Annotated in this window: 21 protein-coding genes and 2 tRNA genes; 10 read left to right on the top strand and 13 right to left on the bottom strand. The window is 67.2% G+C overall.

The window, feature by feature from the left end; genetic code table 11:
* The first annotated feature begins 155 nt into the window (after window positions 1–155).
* The 6 genes from ABZ195_RS16910 to pknB are packed head-to-tail and all read left to right on the top strand — an operon-like array spanning window position 156 to window position 8,154.
* On the top strand, window positions 156–626 hold the full coding sequence (locus tag ABZ195_RS16910) for an FHA domain-containing protein (protein ID WP_056551509.1): 471 nt from the start codon (window positions 156–158) through the stop codon (window positions 624–626).
* Entirely contained in the window at window positions 623–2,140 is a 1,518-nt protein-coding gene (locus ABZ195_RS16915) for a PP2C family serine/threonine-protein phosphatase (protein ID WP_355219643.1), read from the top strand. Before ABZ195_RS16910 ends, ABZ195_RS16915 begins: the two co-directional genes overlap by 4 nt.
* Entirely contained in the window at window positions 2,137–3,552 is a 1,416-nt protein-coding gene (locus ABZ195_RS16920) for an FtsW/RodA/SpoVE family cell cycle protein (RefSeq protein WP_355219645.1), read from the top strand. Before ABZ195_RS16915 ends, ABZ195_RS16920 begins: the two co-directional genes overlap by 4 nt.
* Window positions 3,549–5,027 (top strand): D,D-transpeptidase PbpA, encoded by a 1,479-nt coding sequence (gene pbpA / locus ABZ195_RS16925; protein WP_355219647.1) that lies wholly within the window; start codon window positions 3,549–3,551, stop codon window positions 5,025–5,027. Before ABZ195_RS16920 ends, pbpA begins: the two co-directional genes overlap by 4 nt.
* Window positions 5,024–6,265 (top strand): protein kinase, encoded by a 1,242-nt coding sequence (locus ABZ195_RS16930; protein WP_355219649.1) that lies wholly within the window; start codon window positions 5,024–5,026, stop codon window positions 6,263–6,265. The genes pbpA and ABZ195_RS16930 overlap by 4 nt, the downstream gene beginning before the upstream one ends.
* A complete protein-coding gene (pknB, locus tag ABZ195_RS16935; protein ID WP_355219651.1) occupies window positions 6,262–8,154 on the top strand; it encodes a Stk1 family PASTA domain-containing Ser/Thr kinase in 1,893 nt (630 codons plus the stop codon). Before ABZ195_RS16930 ends, pknB begins: the two co-directional genes overlap by 4 nt.
* On the opposite strand, the gene ABZ195_RS16940 is transcribed toward pknB, so the two are convergent.
* Window positions 8,138–8,806 carry an aminodeoxychorismate/anthranilate synthase component II gene (locus ABZ195_RS16940; protein ID WP_355219653.1) on the bottom strand — a complete coding sequence of 223 codons (669 nt, stop codon included), beginning with the start codon at window positions 8,804–8,806 and terminating at the stop codon, window positions 8,138–8,140. The two genes, pknB and ABZ195_RS16940, sit on opposite strands and share 17 nt — an antisense overlap.
* Before the next feature lie 30 nt (window positions 8,807–8,836).
* Window positions 8,837–9,586 carry a DUF881 domain-containing protein gene (locus tag ABZ195_RS16945; protein ID WP_355219654.1) on the bottom strand — a complete coding sequence of 250 codons (750 nt, stop codon included), beginning with the start codon at window positions 9,584–9,586 and terminating at the stop codon, window positions 8,837–8,839.
* Between the two features lie 100 nt (window positions 9,587–9,686).
* Here ABZ195_RS16945 and crgA point away from each other — a divergent pair, with 100 nt between their 5' ends.
* Both crgA and ABZ195_RS16955 read left to right on the top strand, forming a co-directional pair.
* Window positions 9,687–9,971 carry a cell division protein CrgA gene (gene crgA, locus ABZ195_RS16950; protein WP_355219656.1) on the top strand — a complete coding sequence of 95 codons (285 nt, stop codon included), beginning with the start codon at window positions 9,687–9,689 and terminating at the stop codon, window positions 9,969–9,971.
* A gap of 155 nt (window positions 9,972–10,126) precedes the next feature.
* Window positions 10,127–10,546 (top strand): PH domain-containing protein, encoded by a 420-nt coding sequence (locus ABZ195_RS16955; protein ID WP_355219658.1) that lies wholly within the window; start codon window positions 10,127–10,129, stop codon window positions 10,544–10,546.
* Between the two features lie 58 nt (window positions 10,547–10,604).
* Here the strand turns inward: ABZ195_RS16955 and ABZ195_RS16960 are convergent, their stop codons facing one another.
* Entirely contained in the window at window positions 10,605–11,132 is a 528-nt protein-coding gene (locus tag ABZ195_RS16960) for a peptidylprolyl isomerase (RefSeq protein ID WP_355219660.1), read from the bottom strand.
* Window positions 11,133–11,242: 110 nt separating this feature from the next.
* On the opposite strand from ABZ195_RS16960, the gene cwsA reads away from it, so the two are divergent.
* Window positions 11,243–11,680, top strand: coding sequence for a cell wall synthesis protein CwsA (gene cwsA / locus ABZ195_RS16965; protein ID WP_355219662.1), 438 nt, complete (start codon window positions 11,243–11,245; stop codon window positions 11,678–11,680).
* Between the two features lie 137 nt (window positions 11,681–11,817).
* A complete protein-coding gene (locus tag ABZ195_RS16970) occupies window positions 11,818–11,997 on the top strand; it encodes a hypothetical protein (RefSeq protein ID WP_355219664.1) in 180 nt (59 codons plus the stop codon).
* Between the two features lie 119 nt (window positions 11,998–12,116).
* On the opposite strand, the gene ABZ195_RS16975 is transcribed toward ABZ195_RS16970, so the two are convergent.
* The 10 genes from ABZ195_RS16975 to dnaA all read right to left on the bottom strand — a co-directional run bounded on the left by ABZ195_RS16975 (window position 12,117) and on the right by dnaA (window position 24,142).
* Window positions 12,117–12,189, bottom strand: a tRNA-Ala gene (locus ABZ195_RS16975).
* Window positions 12,190–12,330: 141 nt separating this feature from the next.
* Window positions 12,331–12,404, bottom strand: a tRNA-Ile gene (locus ABZ195_RS16980).
* Between the two features lie 68 nt (window positions 12,405–12,472).
* Window positions 12,473–13,390 carry a DUF3566 domain-containing protein gene (locus ABZ195_RS16985; RefSeq protein ID WP_355219666.1) on the bottom strand — a complete coding sequence of 306 codons (918 nt, stop codon included), beginning with the start codon at window positions 13,388–13,390 and terminating at the stop codon, window positions 12,473–12,475.
* A gap of 10 nt (window positions 13,391–13,400) precedes the next feature.
* A complete protein-coding gene (gyrA, locus tag ABZ195_RS16990) occupies window positions 13,401–15,923 on the bottom strand; it encodes a DNA gyrase subunit A (RefSeq protein WP_355219667.1) in 2,523 nt (840 codons plus the stop codon).
* A gap of 40 nt (window positions 15,924–15,963) precedes the next feature.
* A complete protein-coding gene (gyrB, locus tag ABZ195_RS16995; protein WP_355219669.1) occupies window positions 15,964–17,991 on the bottom strand; it encodes a DNA topoisomerase (ATP-hydrolyzing) subunit B in 2,028 nt (675 codons plus the stop codon).
* Window positions 17,992–18,215: 224 nt separating this feature from the next.
* A complete protein-coding gene (locus ABZ195_RS17000; protein WP_355219671.1) occupies window positions 18,216–18,788 on the bottom strand; it encodes a DUF721 family protein in 573 nt (190 codons plus the stop codon).
* Window positions 18,785–19,945, bottom strand: a complete 1,161-nt coding sequence (gene recF / locus ABZ195_RS17005; protein WP_355219673.1) for a DNA replication/repair protein RecF — start codon at window positions 19,943–19,945, stop codon at window positions 18,785–18,787. The genes ABZ195_RS17000 and recF overlap by 4 nt, the downstream gene beginning before the upstream one ends.
* 35 nt (window positions 19,946–19,980) lie before the next feature.
* Window positions 19,981–20,874 (bottom strand): phosphogluconate dehydrogenase (NAD(+)-dependent, decarboxylating), encoded by an 894-nt coding sequence (gene gnd, locus ABZ195_RS17010; protein ID WP_355219675.1) that lies wholly within the window; start codon window positions 20,872–20,874, stop codon window positions 19,981–19,983.
* Window positions 20,875–20,904: 30 nt separating this feature from the next.
* On the bottom strand, window positions 20,905–22,107 hold the full coding sequence (gene dnaN, locus ABZ195_RS17015) for a DNA polymerase III subunit beta (protein WP_355219677.1): 1,203 nt from the start codon (window positions 22,105–22,107) through the stop codon (window positions 20,905–20,907).
* A gap of 553 nt (window positions 22,108–22,660) precedes the next feature.
* Entirely contained in the window at window positions 22,661–24,142 is a 1,482-nt protein-coding gene (gene dnaA, locus ABZ195_RS17020) for a chromosomal replication initiator protein DnaA (protein WP_355219679.1), read from the bottom strand.
* Between the last annotated feature and the right edge of the window lie 223 nt (window positions 24,143–24,365).

Genomic DNA, 24,365 nt, shown 5'->3' on the forward strand with positions numbered 1-24,365 from the left:
ACGCCATGCTCCGACCTCGCATCCCTCGGCGGCCCAAGTATCGTGACGTTGCCGACGGCGGCTGAGGCAGCCCGTGGTCGGTTGCGACGCTGCCCGGGAAACGGTGCGGTGACGCCGAGGCGGCGACATCGGGACGGTGACGGAGAGGACGTCAGATGCAGGGGATAGTGCTGCAGCTGACGCGCGTCGGTTTCCTGTTGCTGCTCTGGCTGTTCATCTGGTCCGTGCTGCGGATCCTGCGGACCGACATCTACGCGCCGACCGGCGCGGTCATGGTCAAGCGTGGGCTGGCCCTGCGCGGGACGTTGCTGCCCAGCCGCGGCCAACGCCGCAACACGCCCCGGCAGCTGGTGGTCACCGAAGGGGCGTTGGCGGGCACGCGGATTCAGCTGGGTGCCCAACCGGTGCTGATCGGACGGGCCGACGACTCGACGCTGGTGCTGACCGACGACTATTCGTCGACACGGCACGCGAGGCTGTCTCCACGAGGGTCCGAATGGTACGTCGAGGACCTAGGATCGACCAACGGTACATACCTTGACAGGGCGAAGGTGACGACGGCGGTAAGGGTTCCGATGGGCACGCCGGTGCGGATCGGCAAGACCGTGATCGAGTTGCGCCCATGAGTCTCGTCCTGCGGTACGCCGCGCGCAGCGACCGCGGCCTGGTGCGCGCCAACAACGAGGACTCGGTATACGCCGGCGCGCGCCTGCTTGCGCTCGCCGACGGCATGGGTGGGCACGCCGCAGGTGAAGTTGCCTCTCAGCTCGTGATCGCGGCCCTGGCCCACCTCGACGACGACGAACCGGGGGGTGACCTCCTCAGCCAACTGAACTCCGCGGTCCACGAGGGCAACTCGGCGATCGCGGCACACGTCGAAGCCGATCCCGACCTCGAGGGCATGGGCACGACGCTCACGGCAATCCTGTTCGCCGGCAACCGACTTGGTCTGGTTCACGTCGGCGACTCCCGCGGCTACCTGCTTCGCGACGGCGAGCTGACCCAGATCACCAAGGACGACACCTTCGTCCAGACCCTCGTCGACGAGGGCCGCATCACCGCCGAGGAAGCCCACAGCCACCCGCAACGATCGCTGATCATGCGGGCGCTGACCGGTCACGAGGTAGAGCCCACCCTGACGGTGCGCGAGGCGCATGCCGGTGACCGCTACCTGCTGTGCTCCGACGGCCTCTCCGATCCCGTCAGCCACGACACCATCCTCGACGCCCTCCAAATTCCCGACGTCACGGAGAGTGCCGACCGGCTCATCGAAATGGCGCTGCGCGGCGGCGGTCCCGACAACGTGACCGTGGTCGTGGCGGACGTCGTCGACTACGAATACGGCCAGACCCAACCGATTCTCGCGGGCGCAGTCTCCGGGGTCGACGACCAGAGCGCGCCGCCCAACACCGCGGCCGGGCGGGCATCGGCCTTCAACCCCAAGCGCGTCGCCGCCGCGGCCAACCGTGCCCCCGTCGAACCCGTCGCGCCGGTCAAGAAGCCGCGCTCGCGCCGCACGATGATCTTCGTCGCGCTGCTGCTGCTGGTGCTGGTTCTCGCCGGACTTGCGGTGGGCCGCACCGTGATTCAAAACAACTACTACGTCGCCGAGCGCGACGGCTCGGTCTACATCATGCGAGGCGTGCAGGGCAGCGTGGCCGGAATGTCGCTGCAGGAGACGTTCCAGATCGCCTGCCTGGACTCGCGCAACTCGATCACCAACATCGGCGTCGACGACAACCGCGGCAGCTGCAAGCCCCTTCAGGTCGCCGACCTGCGAGAGTCAGAGCGCGCCCAGGTGACCGCCGGCCTGCCCGGGGGCACCCTGGACGAGGCCATCCGTCAGCTCCGGGAACTGGCCCAGTCCTCGGTGCTGCCGATCTGCGTACCCGCCTCGGCGCGCACGACGACCTCCACGCCGCCGCCCAGCCCGACTCCGCCCCCTCCCCCGGCGACGACGTCCGGCACCCCGACCTCCCCGTCGACGTCGGCCGCGCCGCCGCCGGTGAGCACCACCGCGGGCAGTCCCGCCCTGGAGGCGACTCCCACGGTCACCGCTCCGCCGTCACCCACCCCGACTGCCACGGCCCTTCCGCCTCCGCCACAGAAGCCGGGCACCGACTGCCGGACCGCGTCATGAGCACGCAGCCGCAGGCGCCGGTGACCGTCGTGCCCCCGCTGCCCAACCGGCGCAACTCCGAATTGCTGCTGCTCGGGTTCGCGGCACTGATCACCACCGTCGCGCTGCTGATCGTCGAGGCCAACCAGGAGCAGGGACTGCGCTGGGACCTCGCGCAGTACATCCTGGGTTACCTCGCACTGTTCGCCGCCGCACACGTGGCCGTCCGCCGCTTTGCGCCCTATGCCGATCCGCTGCTGCTCCCGGTGGTGGCTCTGCTGAATGGCTTGGGACTGGTAATGATTCACCGTCTCGACCTCGCCGAGGGGGCAATCGGCGCAGGCGGTGACCGCGGCCCCAGTGCCAACCAGCAGATGCTGTGGACGCTGGTCGGGGTCATCGCCTTTTGCCTCGTCGTCGGATTTCTGACCGACCACCGCATGCTGGCCCGGTACGGCTACGTGTGCGGACTGACGGGCCTCGTCCTGCTGCTGATCCCCGCCATCCTGCCCAGCTCGATGTCGGAGGAGAACGGCGCCAAGATCTGGATTCGCTTTCAGGGCTTCTCGATTCAGCCCGCCGAGATCTCCAAGATCTTGCTGCTGATCTTCTTCGCCTCCGTTCTGGTGTCCAAGCGCAGCCTGTTCACCAGTGCCGGAAAGCACTTCCTCGGAATGAACCTGCCCCGGCCCCGAGACCTCGCCCCGCTGCTGGCGGCCTGGATCGCATCGGTCGGCGTCATGGTCTTCGAGAAGGACCTCGGCACGTCACTGCTGCTGTACGCCTCCTTCCTCGTCATCGTCTACATCGCGACCGACCGGATCAGCTGGGTTCTGTTGGGGCTGTTGCTGTTCGCCGCGGGAAGCGTGGTGGCCTACCACGCCTTCGGCCACGTCCGCGTACGCGTGGAGACCTGGCTGGATCCGTTCGCCGACCCCGACGGTGCCGGCTACCAGATGGTGCAATCGCTGTTCAGCTTCGCCACGGGTGGCATCTTCGGCACCGGGTTGGGCAACGGGCAGCCTGGCACCGTGCCCGCCGCGTCGACGGACTTCATCATCGCCGCGATCGGTGAGGAGCTCGGCCTCGTCGGCTTCGCGGGCGTCCTGATGCTCTACACCATCCTGGTGATCCGCGGCCTGCGCACGGCCGTCGCCGTTCGCGACAGCTTCGGCAAGCTGCTGGCCGCCGGGCTGGCCTCGACGCTGGCCATCCAGCTGTTCATCGTCGTCGGCGGCGTCACCAAGCTGATCCCCCTGACCGGCCTGACCACGCCGTGGCTGTCCTACGGCGGGTCGTCGCTGATCGCCAACTACGTGCTGCTGGCCATCTTGATCTGCATCTCGCATTCGGCCCGTCGTCCGCTGGACGCCAAGGCCCCCAATGCCACCCCGATCGCGTCGGCGCGCACGGAGGTGATCGGGCGGGTATGAACACCTCACTGCGACGCGTCTCGATCGCGATCATGGGTCTGATCGTGCTGCTGTTGGCCAACGCCACACTGACACAAGTGTTTCGGGCCGACGGGCTGCGCTCGGACCCACGCAACCAGCGCGTGCTCCTCGACGAGTACTCCCGCCAGCGGGGGCAGATCTCCGCCGGCGGGCAGCTGCTCGCCTATTCGACCTCGACCGACGGGCACTTCCGCTTCCTGCGGGTGTACCCGAACCCGCAGGCGTACGCCCCGGTGACCGGCTTCTACTCGCTGCTGTACTCCAGCACCGGGCTCGAGCGCGCCGAGGACACCGTGCTCAACGGTTCCGACGAGCGGCTCTTCGGCCGTCGTCTCGCCGACTTCTTCACAGGCCGCGATCCTCGCGGCGGGAACGTCGCCACGACCATCAATCCTCAGGTACAGCAAGCCGCCTGGGATGCCATGCAGAAGGGGTGCAACGGCGGCCCATGCAAGGGTTCGGTCGTGGCATTGGAGCCGTCCACCGGAAAGATCCTCGGGATGGTCTCGTCACCGTCGTACGACCCAAACCTGTTGGCGTCCCATGACGGCAACGTGCAGTCCCAGTCCTGGCAGCAGCTGCGGGACGACCCCGATTCACCGTTGGTCAACCGGGCCATCTCCGAGACCTACCCGCCCGGGTCGACGTTCAAGGTCATCACCACCGCCGCGGCGCTGGCCAACGGCGCCAACCCGGACACCCAGGTGACCGCGGCGTCGCGAATTCCGTTGCCCGACAGCACCGCAACGCTGGAGAATTACGGCGGCGCGTCGTGCGGCAACGACCCCACCACCACGCTGCGCATCGCCTTCGCCAAGTCGTGCAACACCGCCTTCGTCGACCTCGGCATTCGCACCGGGGTCGACGCGCTGCGCAGCACCGCCCAGGCGTTCGGACTCGACACCGCTCCCCCACCCATTCCCCTGCAGGTGGCGGCGTCGACCGTCGGGCCCATCGGCGACCAAGCCGCACTGGGAATGTCGAGCATCGGGCAGAAGGACGTCGCCCTGACCCCCCTGCAGAACGCGATGATCGCCGCGACCGTCGCCAACGGCGGCGTGACGATGCAGCCGTATCTGGTGGAGGACCTCAAGGGACCCGACCTCACCAGCATCGGCTCGACGAGTCCCCACGAACTTCGACGAGCGGTGTCCCCCCAGGTCGCCACTACACTGACTGACCTAATGATCGGCGCGGAGCAGGCCACCCAGCAGTCGGGGTCCATCGCAGGCGTGCAGATCGCCTCCAAGACCGGTACGGCCGAACACGGATCGGACCCGCGCAACACCCCACCACACGCCTGGTACATCGCGTTCGCCCCGGCCAAGGCGCCCAAGGTGGCCGTCGCGGTCCTGGTCGAGAATGGCGGGGACAGATTGTCTGCAACCGGTGGGGCACTCGCCGCGCCGATCGGCCGGGCGACCATCGCCGCGGCCTTGCGGGAGGGATCATGACCGCGCGCGTCGGAGTGACGCTGTCCGACCGCTACCGTCTTCAGCGACTCATCGCCACGGGCGGCATGGGTCAGGTGTGGGAGGCGCTGGACACCCGGCTCGGACGCCAGGTGGCCATCAAGGTGCTCAAGGCCGAGTTCTCGACCGACCCGGAGTTCGTCGAGCGCTTCCGCGCCGAGGCCCGCATCGTTGCCATGCTGAACCACCCCGGCATCGCCAGTGTCTACGACTACGGCGAAACCGAACTCGACGACGCCGGCCGCACCGCCTACCTGGTGATGGAGATGGTCACCGGCGAGCCGCTGAACTCCGTGCTCAAGCGCACCGGCCGGCTGTCGCTGCGCCACTCGCTGGACATGCTGGAGCAGACCGGGCGGGCGCTGCAGGTCGCGCACACCGCCGGGCTCGTGCACCGCGACGTCAAGCCCGGCAACATCCTGATCACCCCGACCGGGCAGGTGAAGCTCACCGACTTCGGCATCGCGAAGGCCGTCGATGCCGCACCGGTGACGCAGACCGGCATGGTGATGGGCACCGCGCAGTACATCGCCCCCGAGCAGGCGCTGGGCCGCGACGCCACCCCCGCCAGTGACGTCTACTCGTTGGGCGTGGTCGGCTACGAGTCCGTGGCCGGCCGACGCCCGTTCATCGGGGAGGGTGCCCTGACGGTCGCCATGAAGCACATCAAGGAGCAGCCGGCACCGTTGCCGGCCGACATCCCACCCAACGTCCGGGAACTCATCGAGATCAGCCTCCTGAAGGAACCCGGCCAGCGGTACCGCACGGGCGGCGCGTTCGCCGACGCGGTGGCCGCCGTGCGGGCCGGGCGCCGCCCTCCGAGGCCCAACCACGCCCCCTCCATCGGCCGGGCCACCCCGGCCGCCATCCCGTCGTCGACGGCCCAGACCCGCGCCGTTCCCGACTATGGCCGTCCACCGACGGCCAACGTCCGCACCCGACCGCCGACCGGCAGCCACCGGACGCCACCCCCGAAGCGCACCTTCTCCCCCGGCCAGCGCGCGTTGCTGTGGGCGGCCGGCGTGCTCGGCGCCTTGGCGATCATCATTGCGATCCTCATGGTCTTGAACGTCCAGGACCGAAACGACAAGAAGACCACCCCGTCCACCGAGACCAGCACCACGGTGGTGTCCGTTCCCCCACCGACACCGGGGGCCATGCCCAGTCCCGGTGACGCCGGATGGTCTCCGCCGCCTATGGCAGAACAGATGTCTCGATGACCACCCCGCAGCACTTGTCCGACCGCTATGAGCTGGGGGAGATCCTCGGGTTTGGCGGCATGTCCGAAGTCCACCTCGCCCGCGACGTACGGCTGCACCGCGACGTCGCGGTCAAGGTGCTGCGCGCGGACCTCGCGCGCGACCCCAGCTTCTACCTCCGGTTTCGGCGGGAGGCGCAGAACGCCGCCGCGCTGAACCACCCTGCGATCGTCGCGGTCTACGACACCGGTGAGGCCGAAACGGCCACTGGCCCACTGCCATACATCGTCATGGAGTACGTCGAGGGCGTCACGCTGCGCGACATCGTGCACAACGACGGCCCGCTCGAACCGCGGCGCGCCATCGAGATCATCGCCGACGCCTGTCAGGCGCTGAACTTCAGCCATCAGCACGGCATCATCCACCGAGACGTCAAGCCCGCCAACATCATGATGAGCAAGTCCGGCGCGGTGAAGGTGATGGACTTCGGCATCGCCCGCGCGTTGCACGACGGCGGCGTCAGCGTCACCCAGACCGCGGCGGTCATCGGCACCGCACAGTACCTGTCCCCCGAGCAGGCCCGCGGCGAGACCGTCGACGCCCGCTCCGACGTGTACTCGCTGGGCTGCGTCCTGTACGAATTGCTCACGGGCGAGCCACCTTTCGTGGGTGACTCCCCCGTCGCCGTGGCCTACCAGCACGTGCGGGAGGACGCAGTTCCGCCATCGGAGCGCAACCCGGACCTGTCACCCGACCTCGACGCCGTGGTGCTCAAGGCGCTGGCCAAGAACCCCGACAACCGCTATCAGAGCGCCGGCGAGATGCGCACCGACCTGATCCGCGTGCACAGCGGTGAGACTCCCGAGGCGCCCAGGGTGTTCACCGACGCCGAACGCACCTCCCTGCTGTCGGCCGGACCGGTCCTTGGCCGCCACCAGCAGCCGACCGAGAACATTCCGGCCCACCAGCCGCGCTACGTGCCCAAGGAGCGCAACCCCGCCATCGGGCGGTGGTTCGCCATCGTCGCGGTGCTCGCGGTGCTCACCGTCGCGGTGACGGTGCTGTTGAACTTCGTCGGCGGCAACCCGCGCGACGTCCAGATTCCCGACCTGCGCGGCCAGAAGTACGACGAGGCCGTCGTGTCGCTGCAAAACCTCGGGTTCAAGACGGTCAGAAGTCAGCAGCCCGATTCCGACGTGCCCGTCGGCGACGTGATCAGCACCGATCCGGCAGCGAACACCGCCGCCGCCCGCGACGACCAGATCACCATCAACGTGTCGACGGGCCCGCAGCAGGCCGAGGTGCCGGACTGCTCGCCGAACCTCACCTATGCCCAGTGCGCGAGCAAGCTCAAGGCCGCCGGTTTCGAGAAGGTTCGGCAGAGCACGTCGAGCAACCTGGTGGTGCCCAAGGACGTCGTGATCGGCACCAACCCGCCCGCGAACCAGACCTCGGCGATCACCAACGAGATCATCATCGTGGTCAGTTCGGGTCCCGACACCAAACCGGTGCCCGACGTCAACGGCCGCACGGTCGACGAGGCCACCGCCATCATCACCGCAAGCGGCTTCACCAAGCCGCCGATCCCCGTCGAGGTCGACGGGCTGGCCAGCACCAAGGGCCAGGTGCTGGGCACCTTGCCGCCGGCGAACACCCCCGACGTACCGGTGGACACCCCCATCCAGTTGCAGGTCTCCCGCGGCAACCAGTTCACGATGCCGCCGCTGCTGGGCCAGTTCTGGGTGGACGCCGAGCCGCTTCTGCGGTCGATGGGGTGGACCGGCGAACTGAACAAGCTGCCCAACGCCCAGAACAGTGGCTATCCCACCAACTCGGTGGCCACCGTGAGCCCCGCGGCGGGCACGCCGTTGAAGTTCGGCGACTCGGTCACGATCAGCTTCGCGCAGTAGCCGTCCGCACCGTGTCGGCGACCTCGCGCTCGAGCGTGCTCACCAACGCCTCGTCGAGCGGCTGACCACACACGGCAAGCCAGTTGGCGAGCATCCGGTGTCCGCCTTCGGTGAGGATCGACTCGGGGTGGAATTGCACGCCGTGTATCGGTAGCTCGACGTGCTGTACGCCCATCACCACGCCACCCGACGTCCGCGCCGTGACGTCCAGCTCCGAGGGCATCGTGTCGGGCAGGATCGTCAGCGAGTGGTACCGCGTCGCGGTGAACGGGTCCGGAAGTCCCTTCAGCACACCGACATCGGCGTGGTTGACGCTGCTGGTCTTGCCGTGCAGAAGCTCCGGCGCGCGATCCACCGTGCCGCCGAAGGCCACGCCGATCGCCTGGTGCCCTAGGCACACGCCGAGCAGCGGCGTCGCGGCGGCCGCGCTGGCCCGCACCAGGGGAATCGAGGCACCGGCGCGTTCCGGGGTGCCGGGCCCCGGGCTGAGCAGGATGCCGTCGAAGTCCTCGGCGACCTTCGCGACGTCGGCGTCGGTGGCCAGGCGCGGATCGTCGTTGCGCCACACGTCGGCGTGCACGCCCAGCTGTCCGAGGTACTGGACGAGGTTGAAGACGAAGCTGTCGTAGTTGTCGACGACGAGGACGCGCATCCGCCCAGGTTACTGGGCTGCGAAGCGGAATCAGTAGCCGAGGGGACCGGCCGGCTTGGCGTAGCGCATCCGCACCGCCGGGGGATGGGCGGCGACCTTGGCGTCGCTCTGGCGCTCCTCGGTGTAGCCGAGCCCGAACCGCAGCACGTAGCGCTTGTAGAGCTCGATCATCGGTGAGGCCGCCAACGCCGCCTGGATCGCCGAGGCGTCGCCGATCGCGGTGACCACGTACGGCGGGCTGTACGTGCGCCCGTTCAGCAGCAGGGTGTTGCCGACGCACAGGGGTGCCGACGTCGCGATGATCCGCTGGTCCTGCATCTGAATGGCCTCGGCCCCGGCGCTCCACATCGCGTTCAGCACCGCCTCGATGTCCTGCTGGTGGACGACGAGGTCGTCGGCGGAGGCGTCCCCCGGGAACCGGCCCTCGGCGTCGCGCTGCGCGTCGTTGAGCGTGACCACCACACCGGGGCCGTGCTCGGCCTCCAGACCGGCGCCGGCCGACAGCGCGTCGGCCCGCCCCGTGATGGCCGCCAGGGCGGCCGAGGCCGACGGGCTGCCGCCGTGATGGTTGTCGACCTCGTCGACGAGCCGTTCGCGCTGTGCGGACAATCCGTCGACCGACGCCTGCGCGTCGCGCACCAGGTCGACGAGCCGAGGGGCGTCGCTGCGGCGAATCTCGTTGCCGCCGGAGACGGTGTGGGTGGTGGCCAACAACAGACCGGCGCACAGGCAGACCACGGGCACGCCGTATCGCCAGGGGGACCGGCCCGCTCGAGCCATCGTTTCTCCTCCTCGCACCGTGCTGAGTTAGGCTCTGGGTTGCATCCGCTCCATCGTCGCACCGCTTAGCCCGCGTGGCGCCAACTGCCCGAAGGTAACCATGCCCAAGTCCAAGGTTCGCAAGAAGAACGACTTCACGATCAGCCCCGTCAGCCGGACGCCGGTCAAGGTGAAGGTCGGCCCGTCGAGCGTGTGGTTCGTGGTGTTGTTCGTCGGTCTGATGCTGATCGGCTTGATCTGGTTGTTGGTCTTCCAACTCGCGGCGACCAACCCGGTGGATGCCCCCAGCTTCCTGTCGTGGATGGCCAATCTGGCGCAGTGGAACTACGCAATTGCGTTTGCCTTCATGATTACGGGGCTGTTGCTCACGATGCGTTGGCGATGAGGGTCGTCGACGCCCTCATCGAGTCGTCGTCGTCGCGCCGCGTTCTTCCTCCCGCAACCTGCCCGTCACCCAATCACATCGATGTGATTCATCCCCATTGGGGATAGCACTTGTGGATAACATGATCAAACCCGTTCAACGCCTGCTCACACCCCATGCAGCAAACTAACTGGAGCCCTCCGACCGGGGGTATCGTCGCCGCTGGCGCCTTCGGCCTGTGCATGCTCGTTGCCGCTGTGACGCTGGTCACAGACGTTCCGGGACGCGCTCTCGCCGGCATTGCCGGGGTGGGCTTGGTGGCGTTTGCCGCGCTGTCGTGGCGCGCCCGTCCAAAGCTGGCAATCACCGACGCCGGTTTGGTGGTGCGCGGCTGGGTCGGCACCGACGTGATCGGCCGTGGCGACGTCGCAAAGATCCGCATCACCGAATTCCGCCGCATCGGGCGCAAGGTTCGGCTGCTCGAGATCGACACGGTCGAAGACGACCGCCTGCTGGTGTTCACCCGGTGGGATCTGGGGACCGACCCGCTCGACGTTCTCGACGCATTGACCGTCGCCGGCTACGCCGGCAGATAGCCCCCCATACGACGACGCCCCGCGGCGATCACCGCGGGGCGCCTCGATGGAAGCTGCGTCAGGAAATGGTGATCGAGTCGATCACGACCGGCTCGGTCGGGCGGTCGCCCGGGCCCGTCGGAGTATTGCCGATGGCGTCGACGACGGCTTGGGAATCGGGATCGACGACCTCACCGAAGATGGTGTGCTTGCGGTTCAAGTGCGGCGTCTTGCCGACGGTGATGAAGAACTGCGAGCCGTTGGTGCCGGGTCCGGCGTTGGCCATGGCCAACAGGTACGGCTTGTCGAAGGACAGCTCGGGGTGGAACTCGTCGGCGAACTGGTAGCCGGGGCCGCCGCGACCGGTGCCGGTGGGGTCACCGCCCTGGAGCATGAAACCGGAGATGACGCGGTGGAACACCGCGCCGTCGTAGAACGGACCCTCGGTGCCGCCCGAGGCGTTCTCGGTGCTGTAGTCCTTGGTCCCCTGGGCCAATCCGACGAAGTTCGCGACGGTCTTGGGGGCGTGGTTTCCGAAGAGCGCGATCTTGATGTCACCGCGGTTGGTGTGCAGGGTCGCGGTTGCTGTCTGTATGGGGCTCGTCACGGGATGCCAGTGTGCCATTTCGGGTTTCGCCAGCGAGTTCCGGCCCCCTCCAATGGGGCACGCAATAGGGTGGGCGCCGACGTCGACGTACCCCCACGAGAGGCCTACCCATGAGCCCCACCACCAGTGCCGTCCGCTTGACTCCGGCGGCGCGCATCGCCCGCGGACTGAAGTATTCGACGGTGGGCCCGGTCGACGTGACCAGGGGAGCGGTGGGCGTCGCGCTGAACTCGACGCGGTCGTCGGTGGCGTGGGCTGCCGACCGCTACCGGCGCGACCGCCTCAAGGGTCAGCTGGCCAAGGATCTCGCCGCCGCGCAGGAAGCCATCGCCGGGGAGTTCGCGGTGGCCCAGGACGCCGTCACCGGCCTTCCGGACACCATTCGTTCCGTGCGCCGGGGCAGGCGTCGTCCGCGGCCGGTCGTGCTGCTGGGGGCGGGGCTTGCCGTGCTCGCCGTCGGCGCCGTCTCGTTCTCGATCATCCGGCGTTCCACCCAGCCCGATCCGTCGCCGCTGCCTCCCAGCATCGACAACACTCCCCGGCCCTGAGTTCCCGGCAGGACGATCGCGCCTTCGAGGCGGCCAACCGGATTCGCGAGCGCGCGAACTGGGACGCCCTGGCGCGCCACGTCGGCGACGTCACCGTCGAGGCCCGTCGGCAGGGACTCCTCGAGGCGCCGTGGACGGTGTACCTCGTCGACGCCCGTCGAGGTCCCCGCCTCACGGTCGACCCGTCGGGCGGGTGGACGCTGGGGGAGGCGGGTGGGATCGTCTACGCCAGCTCGGAACAGCCTGGCGTCTGCCGGGCCAGCAACGCCATCGTGGCGCGCGCCCGGTTCGCCCTCATCGAGGGTCTGGATCGCTAGGTGCATCGCCCTGTGCGACAGGACTTTTCCGGGGGCCGTCTGACGGAGTCATCACGTGATGACGCGCTGGGCAGACAAGCGCTGGGGCGTTGGGAGCACGACGCCAAGAAGTGATCGAGTGGAGCCTAGGAGATTCGAACTCCTGACATCTGCCTTGCAAAGGCAGCGCTCTACCAACTGAGCTAAGGCCCCTCGTGGTGATCAGCTCGGCTGATCGGCGGCCACGTGCCAGACCTCGACGCGGTTGCGCGTCTTCACGACGACCACCGCGGCGACGAGAAGGGCGAGCACCACGACAGCTCTCACAGCGCACCCCTTCGGTAAGGCAAACCGTGGGCCTGGGAGGACTCGAACCTCCGACCTCTTCGTTATCAGCGAAGCGCTCTAACCACCTGAGCTACAGGCCCGTATTCACATACGACGGCCGAGGGACGAGGTTACCGCAACCACCGCCGCCGCCCCAAACCGCCGGTTCTCAGTCCCGATCGGCGAGGGTCACCTCGACGCCGCCGACGAGGTCGGTGGTCAGGTTGTAGATGAACGCGCCGCAGGTGGCCATTGCGGTCAGCAACACGATGTTGACCAGACCGATGAGCGCTGCGCCACCGAAAATCGTTCCGCTGGAGACCAATTCGCCACCGCTGCCGCTTGCGCTGGTGAGCAGGTCCCCGACGTTGCTGTTCAACTTCGTCCACACGCCCATGCCGCCGAGCACCAGGTACAAGAAGGCCACGGCGATCATCCACACGAAGAACAGCGAGACGCTGAGCACCAGGGAGACCTTCAACACGCTCCACGGATCGAACCGCCGGATCTGCATGCTCGCCCGGACCGGACCCTGGGACCGGTTGGCCGCCGACGCTCGAGTCGCCGTCGTCGGCCGCGACGACGACTCCGCGGTAGTGCGTTCGGCCGAGGCCTTGCGAGGTACGCGAGGGGGTGTTCCGGACAGATCGGGAAGTTCACTCGCGTAGGCAGCCTCCGAACGCGCCGACTCACTGCGCTCCGGACGACTGGGCGCAACGGCGTCGGCGTCGCGCTCCCGGGTCGGCGCGGACTCGCGCTGCGGAGCGTTCTCCCGCGCCGGTGCCGACTCCCGTGGGGGAGCCGAGTCCCGAGGGGGAGTGGCCTCACGCGACGGTCCGCCAGAGATGAACCGGTTGAGCCGGGCATCGGCGTTGCCAGCGGTGCCTGCCGAATGTCCGGCGGCCGCGCCTGCGCGCGGACCCTCGGGCTGGCGGGGACGGCTCGCCGCCCCACGCTGCCACGGCGGCACGTCACCGCCGGAGGCGGCGCCGTTGCCCTGGCCTGCCTCTCGTCCGCCGTTGGAGCCGTTTGCGGTTCCCGTCCCATCGCCGGTGCGCGGTGGTCCAGGTTCGTTCGGTGAACCCACCTACGGCTCCTTAGCTCGGGTCAGTCTCGGTCTCGGTCTCGGCGTCGTCGGCAGCATCCTCGTCGGCGTTGCGGGCGACGGCAATCAGTGTGTCGCCGTCACCGAGGTTCATCAAGCGAACGCCCTTGGTTTGCCGCCCGGCCTTGCGCACTTGGCGTGCCGCGGTCCGGATGACACCCCCACCCGAGGTGATGGCATACAGCTCGGTGTCGTCGTCGACGATCAATGCTCCGACCAGAGTGCCACGCCTGCGGTCGTACTGGATCGTCAGGATGCCCTTGCCGCCACGTCCCTGGGTGGTGTACTCCTCGATGTCCGTCCGCTTGGCGTACCCACCGGAGGTCGCCACCAGCAGATACGTGCCCTCGGCGACCACGTTCAGCGACAGCAGCTGGTCGTCGTCGTTGAACCGCATGCCCTGCACGCCGGAGGTGGCACGGCCCATCGGACGCAGCGCCTCGTCGGTCGCCGAGAAGCGGATCGACTGACCCTTCGCCGAGACCAGCAGCAGGTCCTCCTCGGCCGAACAAAGCACGGCGCCGACGAGTTCGTCACCCTCGCGCAGGTTGACCGCGACGATGCCGCCCGAGCGGTTGGAGTCGAAGTCGGTCAACTTGGACTTCTTCACCAGACCGTTCTTGGTGGCGAGCACCAGGTAGGGCGCGTCCTCGTAGGACTTGATCTGGATGACCTGGGCGATGCGCTCCTCCGGCTGGAAGGCCAGCAGGTTGGCGACGTGCTGGCCGCGGGCCGTCCGGGACGCCTCGGGCAGTTCGTAGGCCTTGGCGCGGTAGACCCGACCCTGCGTGGTGAAGAACAGGATCCAGTCGTGGGTGGAGCCCACGAAGAAGTGGCGGACGATGTCGTCCTGCTTGAGTCCCGCCCCCTGGACGCCCTTGCCACCGCGCTTCTGGCTGCGGTACAGGTCGGACTTGGTCCGCTTGGCGTACCCGGTGTCGGTGATCGTGACGACCACCTCTTCGCGGGCGATCAGGTCCTCGTCGGCGACGTCGCCGTCGGCCGGGATGATCCGGGTGCGCCGGTCGTCGCCGTACTTCTCCGTCAGCTCCGCGAGCTCGTCGTGCACGATCGAGCGCTGGCGCTCCGGCTTGGCCAGGATGTCCTCGAGGTCGGCGATCTCCGCCTCGATCTTGGCCAGGTCGTCGACGATGCGCTGACGCTCGAGGGCGGCCAACCGGCGCAGCTGCATGTCGAGGATCGCCTGGGCCTGGATCTCGTCGACGTCGAGCAACTCGATCAGGCCAGCACGCGCCACGTCGACGTTGGCCGAGGCACGGATGAGGGCGATGACCTCGTCGAGGGCGTCGAGCGCCTTGACCAAGCCACGCAAGATGTGAGCACGTTCGTTGGCCTTGCGCAGCCGGTACCTGGTACGCCGGACGATGACCTCGAGTTGATGGACGACATAGAGCCGGATCAACTGGTCGAGGCGCAACGTGCGCGGCACGCCGTCGACGATCGACAGCATGTTGGCGCCGAAGCTGGTCTGCAGCTGGGTGTGCTTGTAGAGGTTGTTCAGCACGACCTTGGCCACCGCGTCGCGCTTGACCTCGACGACGATGCGCAGACCGACGCGGTCGCTGCTCTGGTCCTCGATGTTGGAGATGCCGGCGAGCTTGCCGTCGCGCACCTGGTCGGCGATCGAGGTGATGAAGTTGTCGTGGTTGACCTGGTAGGGAAGCTCGGTGATGACCAGCAGGGTCCGGCCCCGCGAGTCCTCCTCGACCTCGACGACACCGCGCATGCGGATCGACCCGCGACCCGTGGTGTACGCGTCGTGGATCCCCTGGCTGCCGACGATCAGGCCGTGGGTCGGGAAGTCCGGACCCTTCACGCGTTCGGTGACCGCGGCCAAGGTGGCCTCTTCGTCGGCCTCGAAGTTGTCCAGGCACCAGAACACGGCCTCGGCCAGTTCGCGCAGGTTGTGCGGCGGCATGTTGGTGGCCATGCCGACCGCGATGCCGCCCGAGCCGTTCGCCAACAGATTCGGAAAGCGGCTGGGCAGGACGGTCGGCTCTTGCACCCGGCCGTCATAGTTCGGGATGAAGTCGACTGTCTCCTCGTCGATTTCACGCAGCATCTCCATCGCCAGCGGCGTGAGACGGGCCTCGGTGTACCGCATCGCCGCTGGCGGATCGTTGCCGGGCGAGCCGAAGTTGCCCTGGCCGTCGACCAGCGGATACCGCAACGACCACGGCTGGGCCATCCGGACCAGGGTGTCGTAGATCGACGAGTCGCCGTGCGGGTGATAGTTTCCCATCGTCTCTGCGACCGAGCGGGCGGACTTCGCGTGCCCGCGGTCGGGCCGAAAACCGCTGTCGTACATGGCATAGAGCACGCGGCGGTGCACCGGCTTGAGGCCGTCACGGACCTCGGGGAGCGCTCGACCAACGATGACGCTCATCGCGTAGTCGATGTAGCTGCGCTGCATCTCCTGCTGGATGTCGACCGGTTCGATGCGGTCGGTGGTCGCGCCGTCGTCGCCGCCTGGTGGCAGGGTGGTGTCAGTCATGTTGTCAGCCTTCGTCTTTGAGGAAGCGGGTCAGACGGACTCAGACGTCCAAGAAGCGGACGTCGCGGGCGTTGCGGGTGATGAAGCTGCGACGAGCCTCGACGTCCTCGCCCATCAGGATCGAGAACAGCTCGTCGGCGGCGGCCGCGTCGTCGAGGGTGATCCGGCGCAACACACGGGCGCTCGGGTCCATGGTGGTCTCCCACAGCTCCTTGGCGTCCATCTCGCCGAGACCCTTGTACCGCTGAATTCCGTCCTCGGTGTTGATCTTTCGGCCGGCGGCCCGACCCGCCTCGAGCAGACCGTCGCGCTCGCGGTCGGAGTAGGCGAACTCGGGCTCGCTGCGCTGCCACTTCAGCTTGTAGAGCGGCGGCTGCGCAAGGAAGACGTGCCCATTCTCGATGAGCGGCTTCATGAACCGGAACAGCAGGGTCAGCAGCAACGTGGAGATGTGCTGGCCGTCGACGTCGGCGTCGGCCATCAGCACGATCTTGTGATAACGCAGCTTGGCGATGTCGAACTCGTCGTGGATGCCGGTGCCCAGCGCCGTGATGATGGCCTGGACTTCGGTGTTCTTCAACACCCGGTCGATGCGGGCCTTCTCGACGTTGATGATCTTGCCGCGCAACGGAAGAATCGCTTGGTACATCGAATCGCGACCGCTCTTTGCAGAGCCGCCGGCCGAATCACCCTCCACCACATACACTTCGGAGAGCCGGGGGTCGGTGGAGCGGCAGTCGGCGAGCTTGCCGGGCAGGCCGCCGATGTCGGTGGCGCTCTTGCGGCGCACCAACTCTCGTGCCTTGCGGGCGGCCATCCGGGCCTGTGCCGACTGGACCGCCTTGTTGAGGACGGTCTTGGCCTCGGCCGGGTTGGACTCGAACCAGTGGCTGAGTTGCTCGTTGCAGATCTTCTGCACGAAGGACTTCACCTCGGTGTTGCCGAGTTTGGTCTTGGTTTGACCCTCGAACTGCGGATCGCTGACCTTGACCGAGATGACCGCCGCCAAACCCTCGCGGATGTCGTCGCCGGTGAGATTGGGGTCCTTCTCCTTCAGCAGCTTCTTGTCCCGAGCCCACTTGTTGACCACGGTCGTCAACGCGCTGCGGAAACCCTCTTCGTGTGTGCCACCCTCGTGAGTGTTGATGGTGTTCGCGAAGGTGTGCACCGATTCGGAGTAGCCGGCGTTCCACTGCATGGCGATCTCGACCTCGTGGCCGGGACCCTTGCCCTCGAAGTCGATGATGCTCTGCTGAATCGCGGTCTTGGTGCGGTTGATGTGCTTCACGAAGTCGACCAGACCACCGGGGTAGTGGTAGCTGCGGTGCTTGACCTTGTGCGGCGCCTTGGCCTCGGCTTCCTTCTCGTCGGCCGACTTGGGCGCGTCCGCGGTGTCGCTGACCACCTCGTCGACGACCTCGTCTGCGGTGACCCTCTCGTCGACCAAGTCGATCGTCAGTCCCTTGTTGAGGAACGCCATCTCCTGCAGGCGACGGGCAATCGTCTCGAAGTCGTAGTTGGTGGTCTCGAAGATGTTGGGATCCGCCCAGAAGCGGATGGTCGTTCCCTTCTTCGTGGTCTTCTCGCCCTGCCGCAGAGTGCCGGGGACCGAATTGTCGTAGGTCTGGAACCACTCGTACCCGTCGGTACGAATGTCGGCTTCCAACCGGGTGGACAGCGCGTTGACCACCGAGACGCCGACACCGTGCAAACCGCCGGAGACCTGGTAGGCGCCCTCTTCGAACTTGCCGCCGGCATGCAGGACCGTCATCACGACGTCGACGGTCGGGATGCCGGTGCTGTGCATCGCGACCGGGATGCCGCGGCCGTCGTCGGTGACCTCGACGCCGCCGTCCTCCAGGATGCGGACGTCGACCTTGCTGGCGAACCCCGCCATCGCCTCGTCCACCGCATTGTCGACGACCTCCCACACCAGGTGGTGCAAACCGCGTTCGCCGGTGGATCCGATGTACATGCCCGGGCGCTTGCGGACGGCCTCGAGCCCCTCGAGAACCTTGATCGACTCCGCGCCGTACGCGGTTGGGGCATCGTTCTTCGAGGCAGCCACAGTGAGCGCGTCTCCTTGGGATTCGGGATGCACGTAGGAGCGAAGCGCTCCTCGCGAGTCTTCGTCCATCCTACCTTCACCCCCCGTCAGCACTGACTCTGAGGCGGCGTTTCTGTGCACCTAAATGAGCCGTGCGCGGAATTTCTCGGCCAGCATCGCGTCCCGACGGCCGAAGAGGCGGTTGCGCGCGTTGGCGGCGCTCTCAGCTAGCGCGCCGAAACGGGTCAGCCGTAGGTGTCGCGGGGACCGCGGCCAGGCACGTTGTACTTGCCCTTGCGCCACGTCGGTGCGGCCGGCCCGACGATCTTCAGGCTGGTCACGACGCCGTCGCCGACGGCCGCGGCGATCTTGGCCAACAGTTGGGGCTGCACCATCCGAAGTTGCGTCGCCCAGGCGGTCGACTCCGCTTCCACGGTCAGGACGCCTTCACGCAGCACCGTCGGCGTCGCATGCTCGGCGATCTGCTCACCGACGACCGACGCCCACTGCCCGAACACCGCGCCCTCGGCGACCTTCGGTGTCCACCCTCTACTCTTGGCCAGCTGAGAGGTCAGCGATCCCAACGTCTGGGGATCTCGCGAGTCGGGGCCGGGGCCAGACCACCTCCTGCGGCCACCGCGGTTGACGATCTTCTTCGGTGCCGACGACGTCCGCCCATGGCCGACGTCCTTGCCCTGACTTCGGGCCGCGCCTCGAGCCTCCTCGAGGGTGCGACGCACCAGATCCATTCCCCGCAGATGTGCCAGCCCTGGGGGCGGACCCTGTGGTTCCTCGGCGTCGTTCTCCTCGTCGCTCACTCGGTCACCTCGGAGATCCTTCCCGAATCGTCGTCTCGCATGGCGACGACGATGCGGCGCGCATCCCAGTCCTGCGGGATGTCCTCGGCCACCGCGGCCGTCACCAACACCTGTTCTGCCGACGACGCCACCTCGACCAGCGCTCGCCGACGCGCGTTGTCGAGTTCGGCGAACACGTCGTCGAGCAGCAAGACCGGATCCGATCCCTCCGACCGCAGGAGTTCGTAGGCCGCCAATCTGAGTGACAGGGCCGTCGACCACGACTCACCATGGCTGGCGAAGCCCTTGGCCGGTTGGTCCCCGAGCCGCAGTTCCAGGTCGTCGCGGTGTGGGCCGACCAGGCACACCCCGCGCTCCAACTCCGCGGACCGCTTGCGGGCCAGCTCGTCGAGCAGTCCGACCTCGAAGACCTCGACGCCGGCCGCACCGGTGGCCGCCTCGGCTTCGACCGCGTCGACCGAACTGCGGTATCGGATGGACGCCGGGCGGGACGCAGGTGCCAAGAGTTGGTAGGCCTTCTCGACCTCTGGGGCCAACAGGTCGACCAGTGCCACTCGGGCCGCGATGAGTTTGGCACCAGCCGCCGCGAGGTGACCGTCCCAGACGTCGAGAGTCTCCAGTGCACCGGAATCCCCCCGAAACCGCGCTCCCGCAGCCGATTTCAGTAACGCGGTTCGCTGCTTGAGCACCTTGTCGTAGTCAGCGCGCAGACCCGCCACCGACGGCCGGCGGGTGGTGGCCAACTCGTCGAGATAGCGCCGGCGTTCACCCGGGTCACCGCGCACCAGCGCCAAGTCCTCGGGAGCGAACAGCACGGCGCGAATGGCCCCGAGCACCTCCCGGGCACTGCGCACGGGGGAGCGGTTCAGACGCGCCTTGTTGGCACGGCCGGCGGTGATCTCGAGGTCGACCGCCAGCTCGCGGCCTTCGTTGACGATGATCGTCGAGACGATCGCGCGGTCGGCGCCGGCTCGGATCAACGGTGCGTCGTTCCCTACGCGGTGGGACCCCAGAGTCGACGAATACCAGAGTGCTTCAACGATGTTCGTCTTTCCGAATCCGTTGGGTCCCACGAACACGGTGCGGCCAGGCTCCAGCTGCAACTCGAGTCTCGACCACGACCGGAAGTCGGTCAGACCCAGTTGACGTACGTACACCTAGCCGCCTCGCACCACGTCGTCGAACCCGTCGGTCAGCCCGACTCGTGAATCCGCTGTACCGCGTGTCCGCCAAACTGGTTGCGCAGCGCGGCCACGGCCTTCATGGTCGGCGAATCTTCCTGTCGCGACAGGAATCTGGCGAACAGCGATGCTGCGATGGCCGGCACCGGCACACGCAGCCGAATGGCTTCCTCGACGGTCCAGCGGCCCTCGCCAGAGTCGTCGGTGTACCCGCGGATCTCCGCGAGCTGCGGGTCCTCCTTGAGCGCCTTGGCCAGCAGCTGCTGCAGCCACGACCGGACCACCGTGCCGTTGGACCAGGCTTGGTAGACCGCCTGCGGGCTCTTGATCAGATCTTCGGCCGCCAGCATCTCGTAGCCCTCGCCGTAGGCGGTCATCATCGCGTACTCGACCCCGTTGTGGACCATCTTGGCGAAGTGACCCGCGCCGACGGGTCCTGCGTGGACGAAGCCATCTTCTCGCGGTCCCGGCGGCCGCAGCGTGTCGAAGATCGGCATGACCTTCTCCACGTCGGCGTCGCTGCCGCCGACCATCAGGCCGTAGCCCTCGCTGAGACCCCAGATGCCGCCGGACACACCGGCATCGACGAATCCAATTCCCTTCTCCGCCAACAAGGCCGCGTGCGGGGCGTCCTCGGTGTAACGCGAGTTGCCACCGTCGATGACCAGGTCACCCTCGCTCAGGGCGTCGGCCAGTCCGGAGATCGTGCCGCTGGTGATGTCACCGGAGGGGACCATCACCCACACCACCCGAGGAGCGGTCAGCGCCGCGGCGAGCCCGGCGAGATCGGGAACGTCCGTGACCTCGGGGCGCGGGTCGTAACCGATCACCTCGTGACCGCCCTTGCGCAGGCGCTCACGCATGTTGAAGCCCATCTTGCCGAGACCGACCAGGCCGAGTTGCATGTGCTCCTCTTTCCTTGGAGCTAGGGCCGGTCAGCCTGGAAGACGTACCGGCATCAACAGATACACGTATTCGGTCTGGGCGGCCGGGAACGGACCACTCGAACCGACATACGAATCACCATCATCTCCCGCCGGCCGCAACACCGCGGGACGGCTGGATGTCGTGAAGCCGAACGTCACCTTCGGAGTGTGCAACGACCCCAGTCCGTCGGTGAGATAGGTGGGGTTGAAGGCGATGGTCAGCGGCTCGCCGGAGAACTCCACCGGCAGATCTTCCTCGGCGCGGCCCACGGCGTCCTCACCACCGGCGGACAGTCGCAGTGAGTCCTCGGTGAACTCCATCCGCACCTGTGCGCCCCGGTCGGCGACCAGCGCGACGCGCTTGATGGCCTCGGTCAGCTCGGCCACCCCGACCGTGGCGACCGCGGTGTGCTCGGCCGGCAACAGTTGGCGGAACTTGGGGAATTCCGCGTCGAGCAGTCGACTGGTGGTGCGTTTGCCGTTGCTGCGAATGCCCAACAGCCCCTCCTTGCCGACGGAGGCACCCGCCCCGAGGGACAGGTGCACGTCAGCACCGTCACTGCCCGCCCGGGCGGCTTCGGCGAGGGTCTTCGCCGGGACCAGGACGGCGGCCTCGATGTCGGCGGTGTTGGTCGTCCAGGTCAGCTCGCGCACGGCGAGACGGAACCGGTCGGTGGCCGCGAGGACCACCTTCTCACCGGAGATCTCGACGCGGATGCCGGTCAGCATGGGCAGGGTGTCGTCCCGGCCGGCGGCCACGGCCACCTGGCTGATCGCCTGGGCGAACAGATCCGAGGGCACCACACCGGTGTCCTCGGGCAGCGCGGGCAGAGTCGGGTAATCCTCGACGGCCATCGTGGGCAGCGAGAAGCGGGCGCTTCCGCAGCTCAGCGAGACCCTGGTGCCCTCGACGGTCACGTCGACCGGCTTGGCCGGCAACGACTTGGTGATGTCCGACAACAAGCGTCCCGACACCAAAACGCTTCCAGGAGAGGCGATCTCGGCTGCGACGCGAACCTCGGCGGAGACCTCGTAGTCGTACCCGGAAATGGTCAGGCCGTCTTCGGAGCCGGTCAACAGCACGCCGGAGAGCACCGGGACGGTGGGCCGCGTCGGAAGGATCCGTGCCACCCAGGCCACGGCGTCGGCGAAGTCCTCACGGACCAGCCGGAACTTCAGATCGGTGCCAATCGTCGACGTCGCCGCGTCCATAGCGTCCCCTTCGGTAAAACCCACCACTTGCACGAGCAGCGGATCTACGGGTGTCTTACGGACATGTCACCACGCTGCATTCCGACGACCGTTCCGGTTGTCGAAGACCCACCGTAGAGCCTCCGGCCTCAAGTTGAAAGCTAATCCATGGGAGTGACGAACGCCCCGCGAGGGGCTCGGTTCGGACCGCCCACAGGGCGCGTTCCCCAGGTGCTTCTTTTAGAGAAGAACATTGATTGATAGACGAGTAACAGTAATAGGTGCTGTGCAAGCTGTGCGTCGACGCGCTCGTTGGCAGGTCGGATGCGGTGCGCGCTCGTGGGTCACTCGTGCACTACCAACTCGTGAGATTCGGGCCGCTGTGGAGTCGTGCGTCGAGGTGTGGACGGCGGGGGTGACCGCTCGTCGTCGACGCACGGGTAGTCCACGAGTAGTCCACGAGGATTTCATGTGACTCGTGGTGTTCGTGGGTCAGAAGATTATCGACGTTCCGGCGCACGACGGCACCACACCCGACACGAAAATGGCGGGCGTAACGGGGTGAGAAGGTTGGTCAGCGCTTGGAGCGCTGACGGATCCGCGTCGTGAGTTCCTTGACGTGGTCGAAGATCTCGCGCTTTTGAGCCATCTCGCCGCGGATCTTCCGCTCGGCGTACATGACGGTGGTGTGGTCGCGGCCGAACGAGTGACCGATCTTCGGCAGCGACAGGTCGGTCAGCTCCCGGCACAGGTACATGGCGATCTGGCGCGACTGCGCCAGCGCCCTGGTCTTGCCGGGACCCCGCAGTTCTTCGATGGTGATCTCGAAGTACTCCGCGGTGGCGGCCATGATCGTGGCGATGCTGATCTGCATGGAATTCGCATCGGAGATCAGATCGCGCAACACGATCTCGGCCAGGGTCTTGTCGATGGCCGCCTTGTTCAGCGACGCGAACGCGGTGACGCGGATCAGCGCACCCTCGAGCTCGCGGATGTTGCGTTCGATGCTGCTGGCGATGAGCTCGAGCACGTCGTCGGGTACGTCGAGCCGGTCCATCTGAGCCTTCTTGCGAAGGATGGCGATCCGGGTCTCGAGCTCGGGGGGCTGAACGTCGGTGATCAGACCCCACTCGAAGCGCGTCCGCAGCCGATCCTCCAGCGTCGCGAGCTGCTTGGGCGGACGGTCGGAGGAGATGACGATCTGTTTGTTCGCGTTGTGCAAGGTGTTGAAGGTGTGGAAGAACTCCTCCTGGATGCCTTCCTTGCCCTCGATGAATTGGATGTCGTCGACCAACAGCACGTCGATGTCGCGGTAACTCCGCTTGAACGAGGCCTTGCGGTCGTCGCGCAGTGAGTTGATGAAGTCGTTGGTGAACTCTTCGGTCGAGACGTACTTCACCCGCATGCCGGGGAACAGGCGCTGGGCGTAGTTCCCGGCGGCGTGTAGGAGGTGGGTCTTGCCCAGGCCGGACTCACCCCAGATGAAGAGCGGGTTGTACGCCCGGGCGGGAGCTTCGGCGATCGCCAGGGTGGCGGCGTGTGCGAAGCGATTCGACGAACCGATGACGAACGTGTCGAAGGTGTACCGACGGTTCAGGCTCACGTCGTTGGTGGCGGAATTCTGCGCTCGGCTGGTGAAGTACGAGGGCCAGCTGGCCTCGGCGCTGGCCAACGCTTCTTCGTCGTCGTCGACCTCGTCGGCGTCGGGGAGGGCGTCGGTGCGGATCTCGTCGTCGCGATCGGCGTCGGGTCCCGGGGCCTCGACCCGGACACCGAGTTCGATGCGCTGCCCACCCAGGTGCCGGCTCAAGCTGGCGACGATGGGTTCGCGGAGGTGTCGTTCGATCTCGTTCTGCACGAACGGCGTCGGCACCGACAGCAGAGCAAATCCCTCGGCGATGACGAGCGGCTTGACCAGCTTGAGCCAGGCTCTTTGCTGTGCGGTCAGGTTCGGGGAGGTGAATCCAGCCGTGGCGTCGGAGGGCACGTCACCGTTGAGTTCCGCCACGACGTCGTTCCAAATTGCGACGAATGGGGGGTCGGGGTCTGCTGTCAACGGAGAAGTTCCCCCTCGTGGCCAGGCAGGGTTGGCCGAATAGACAATGACCGAGTGTCCACATGGTTATCCACAGTTTGTGGATAACCGACACCGGTCGTTGTGTCGTTGCTTTGTTGCACGGAGGCTGCGTGGCCGGGGCTCGTCACGGTGCTCGAGTGCACCATGGGCTCGCGGTTGAGCGGCCGTCCTTGCTACTTCGTTCAGCGCCGTCTCGGTCTGA

Origin of the sequence: Mycobacterium sp. NPDC006124, from assembly GCF_040614235.1 — a bacterium.
Classification (GTDB): Bacteria; Actinomycetota; Actinomycetes; order Mycobacteriales; family Mycobacteriaceae; genus Mycobacterium.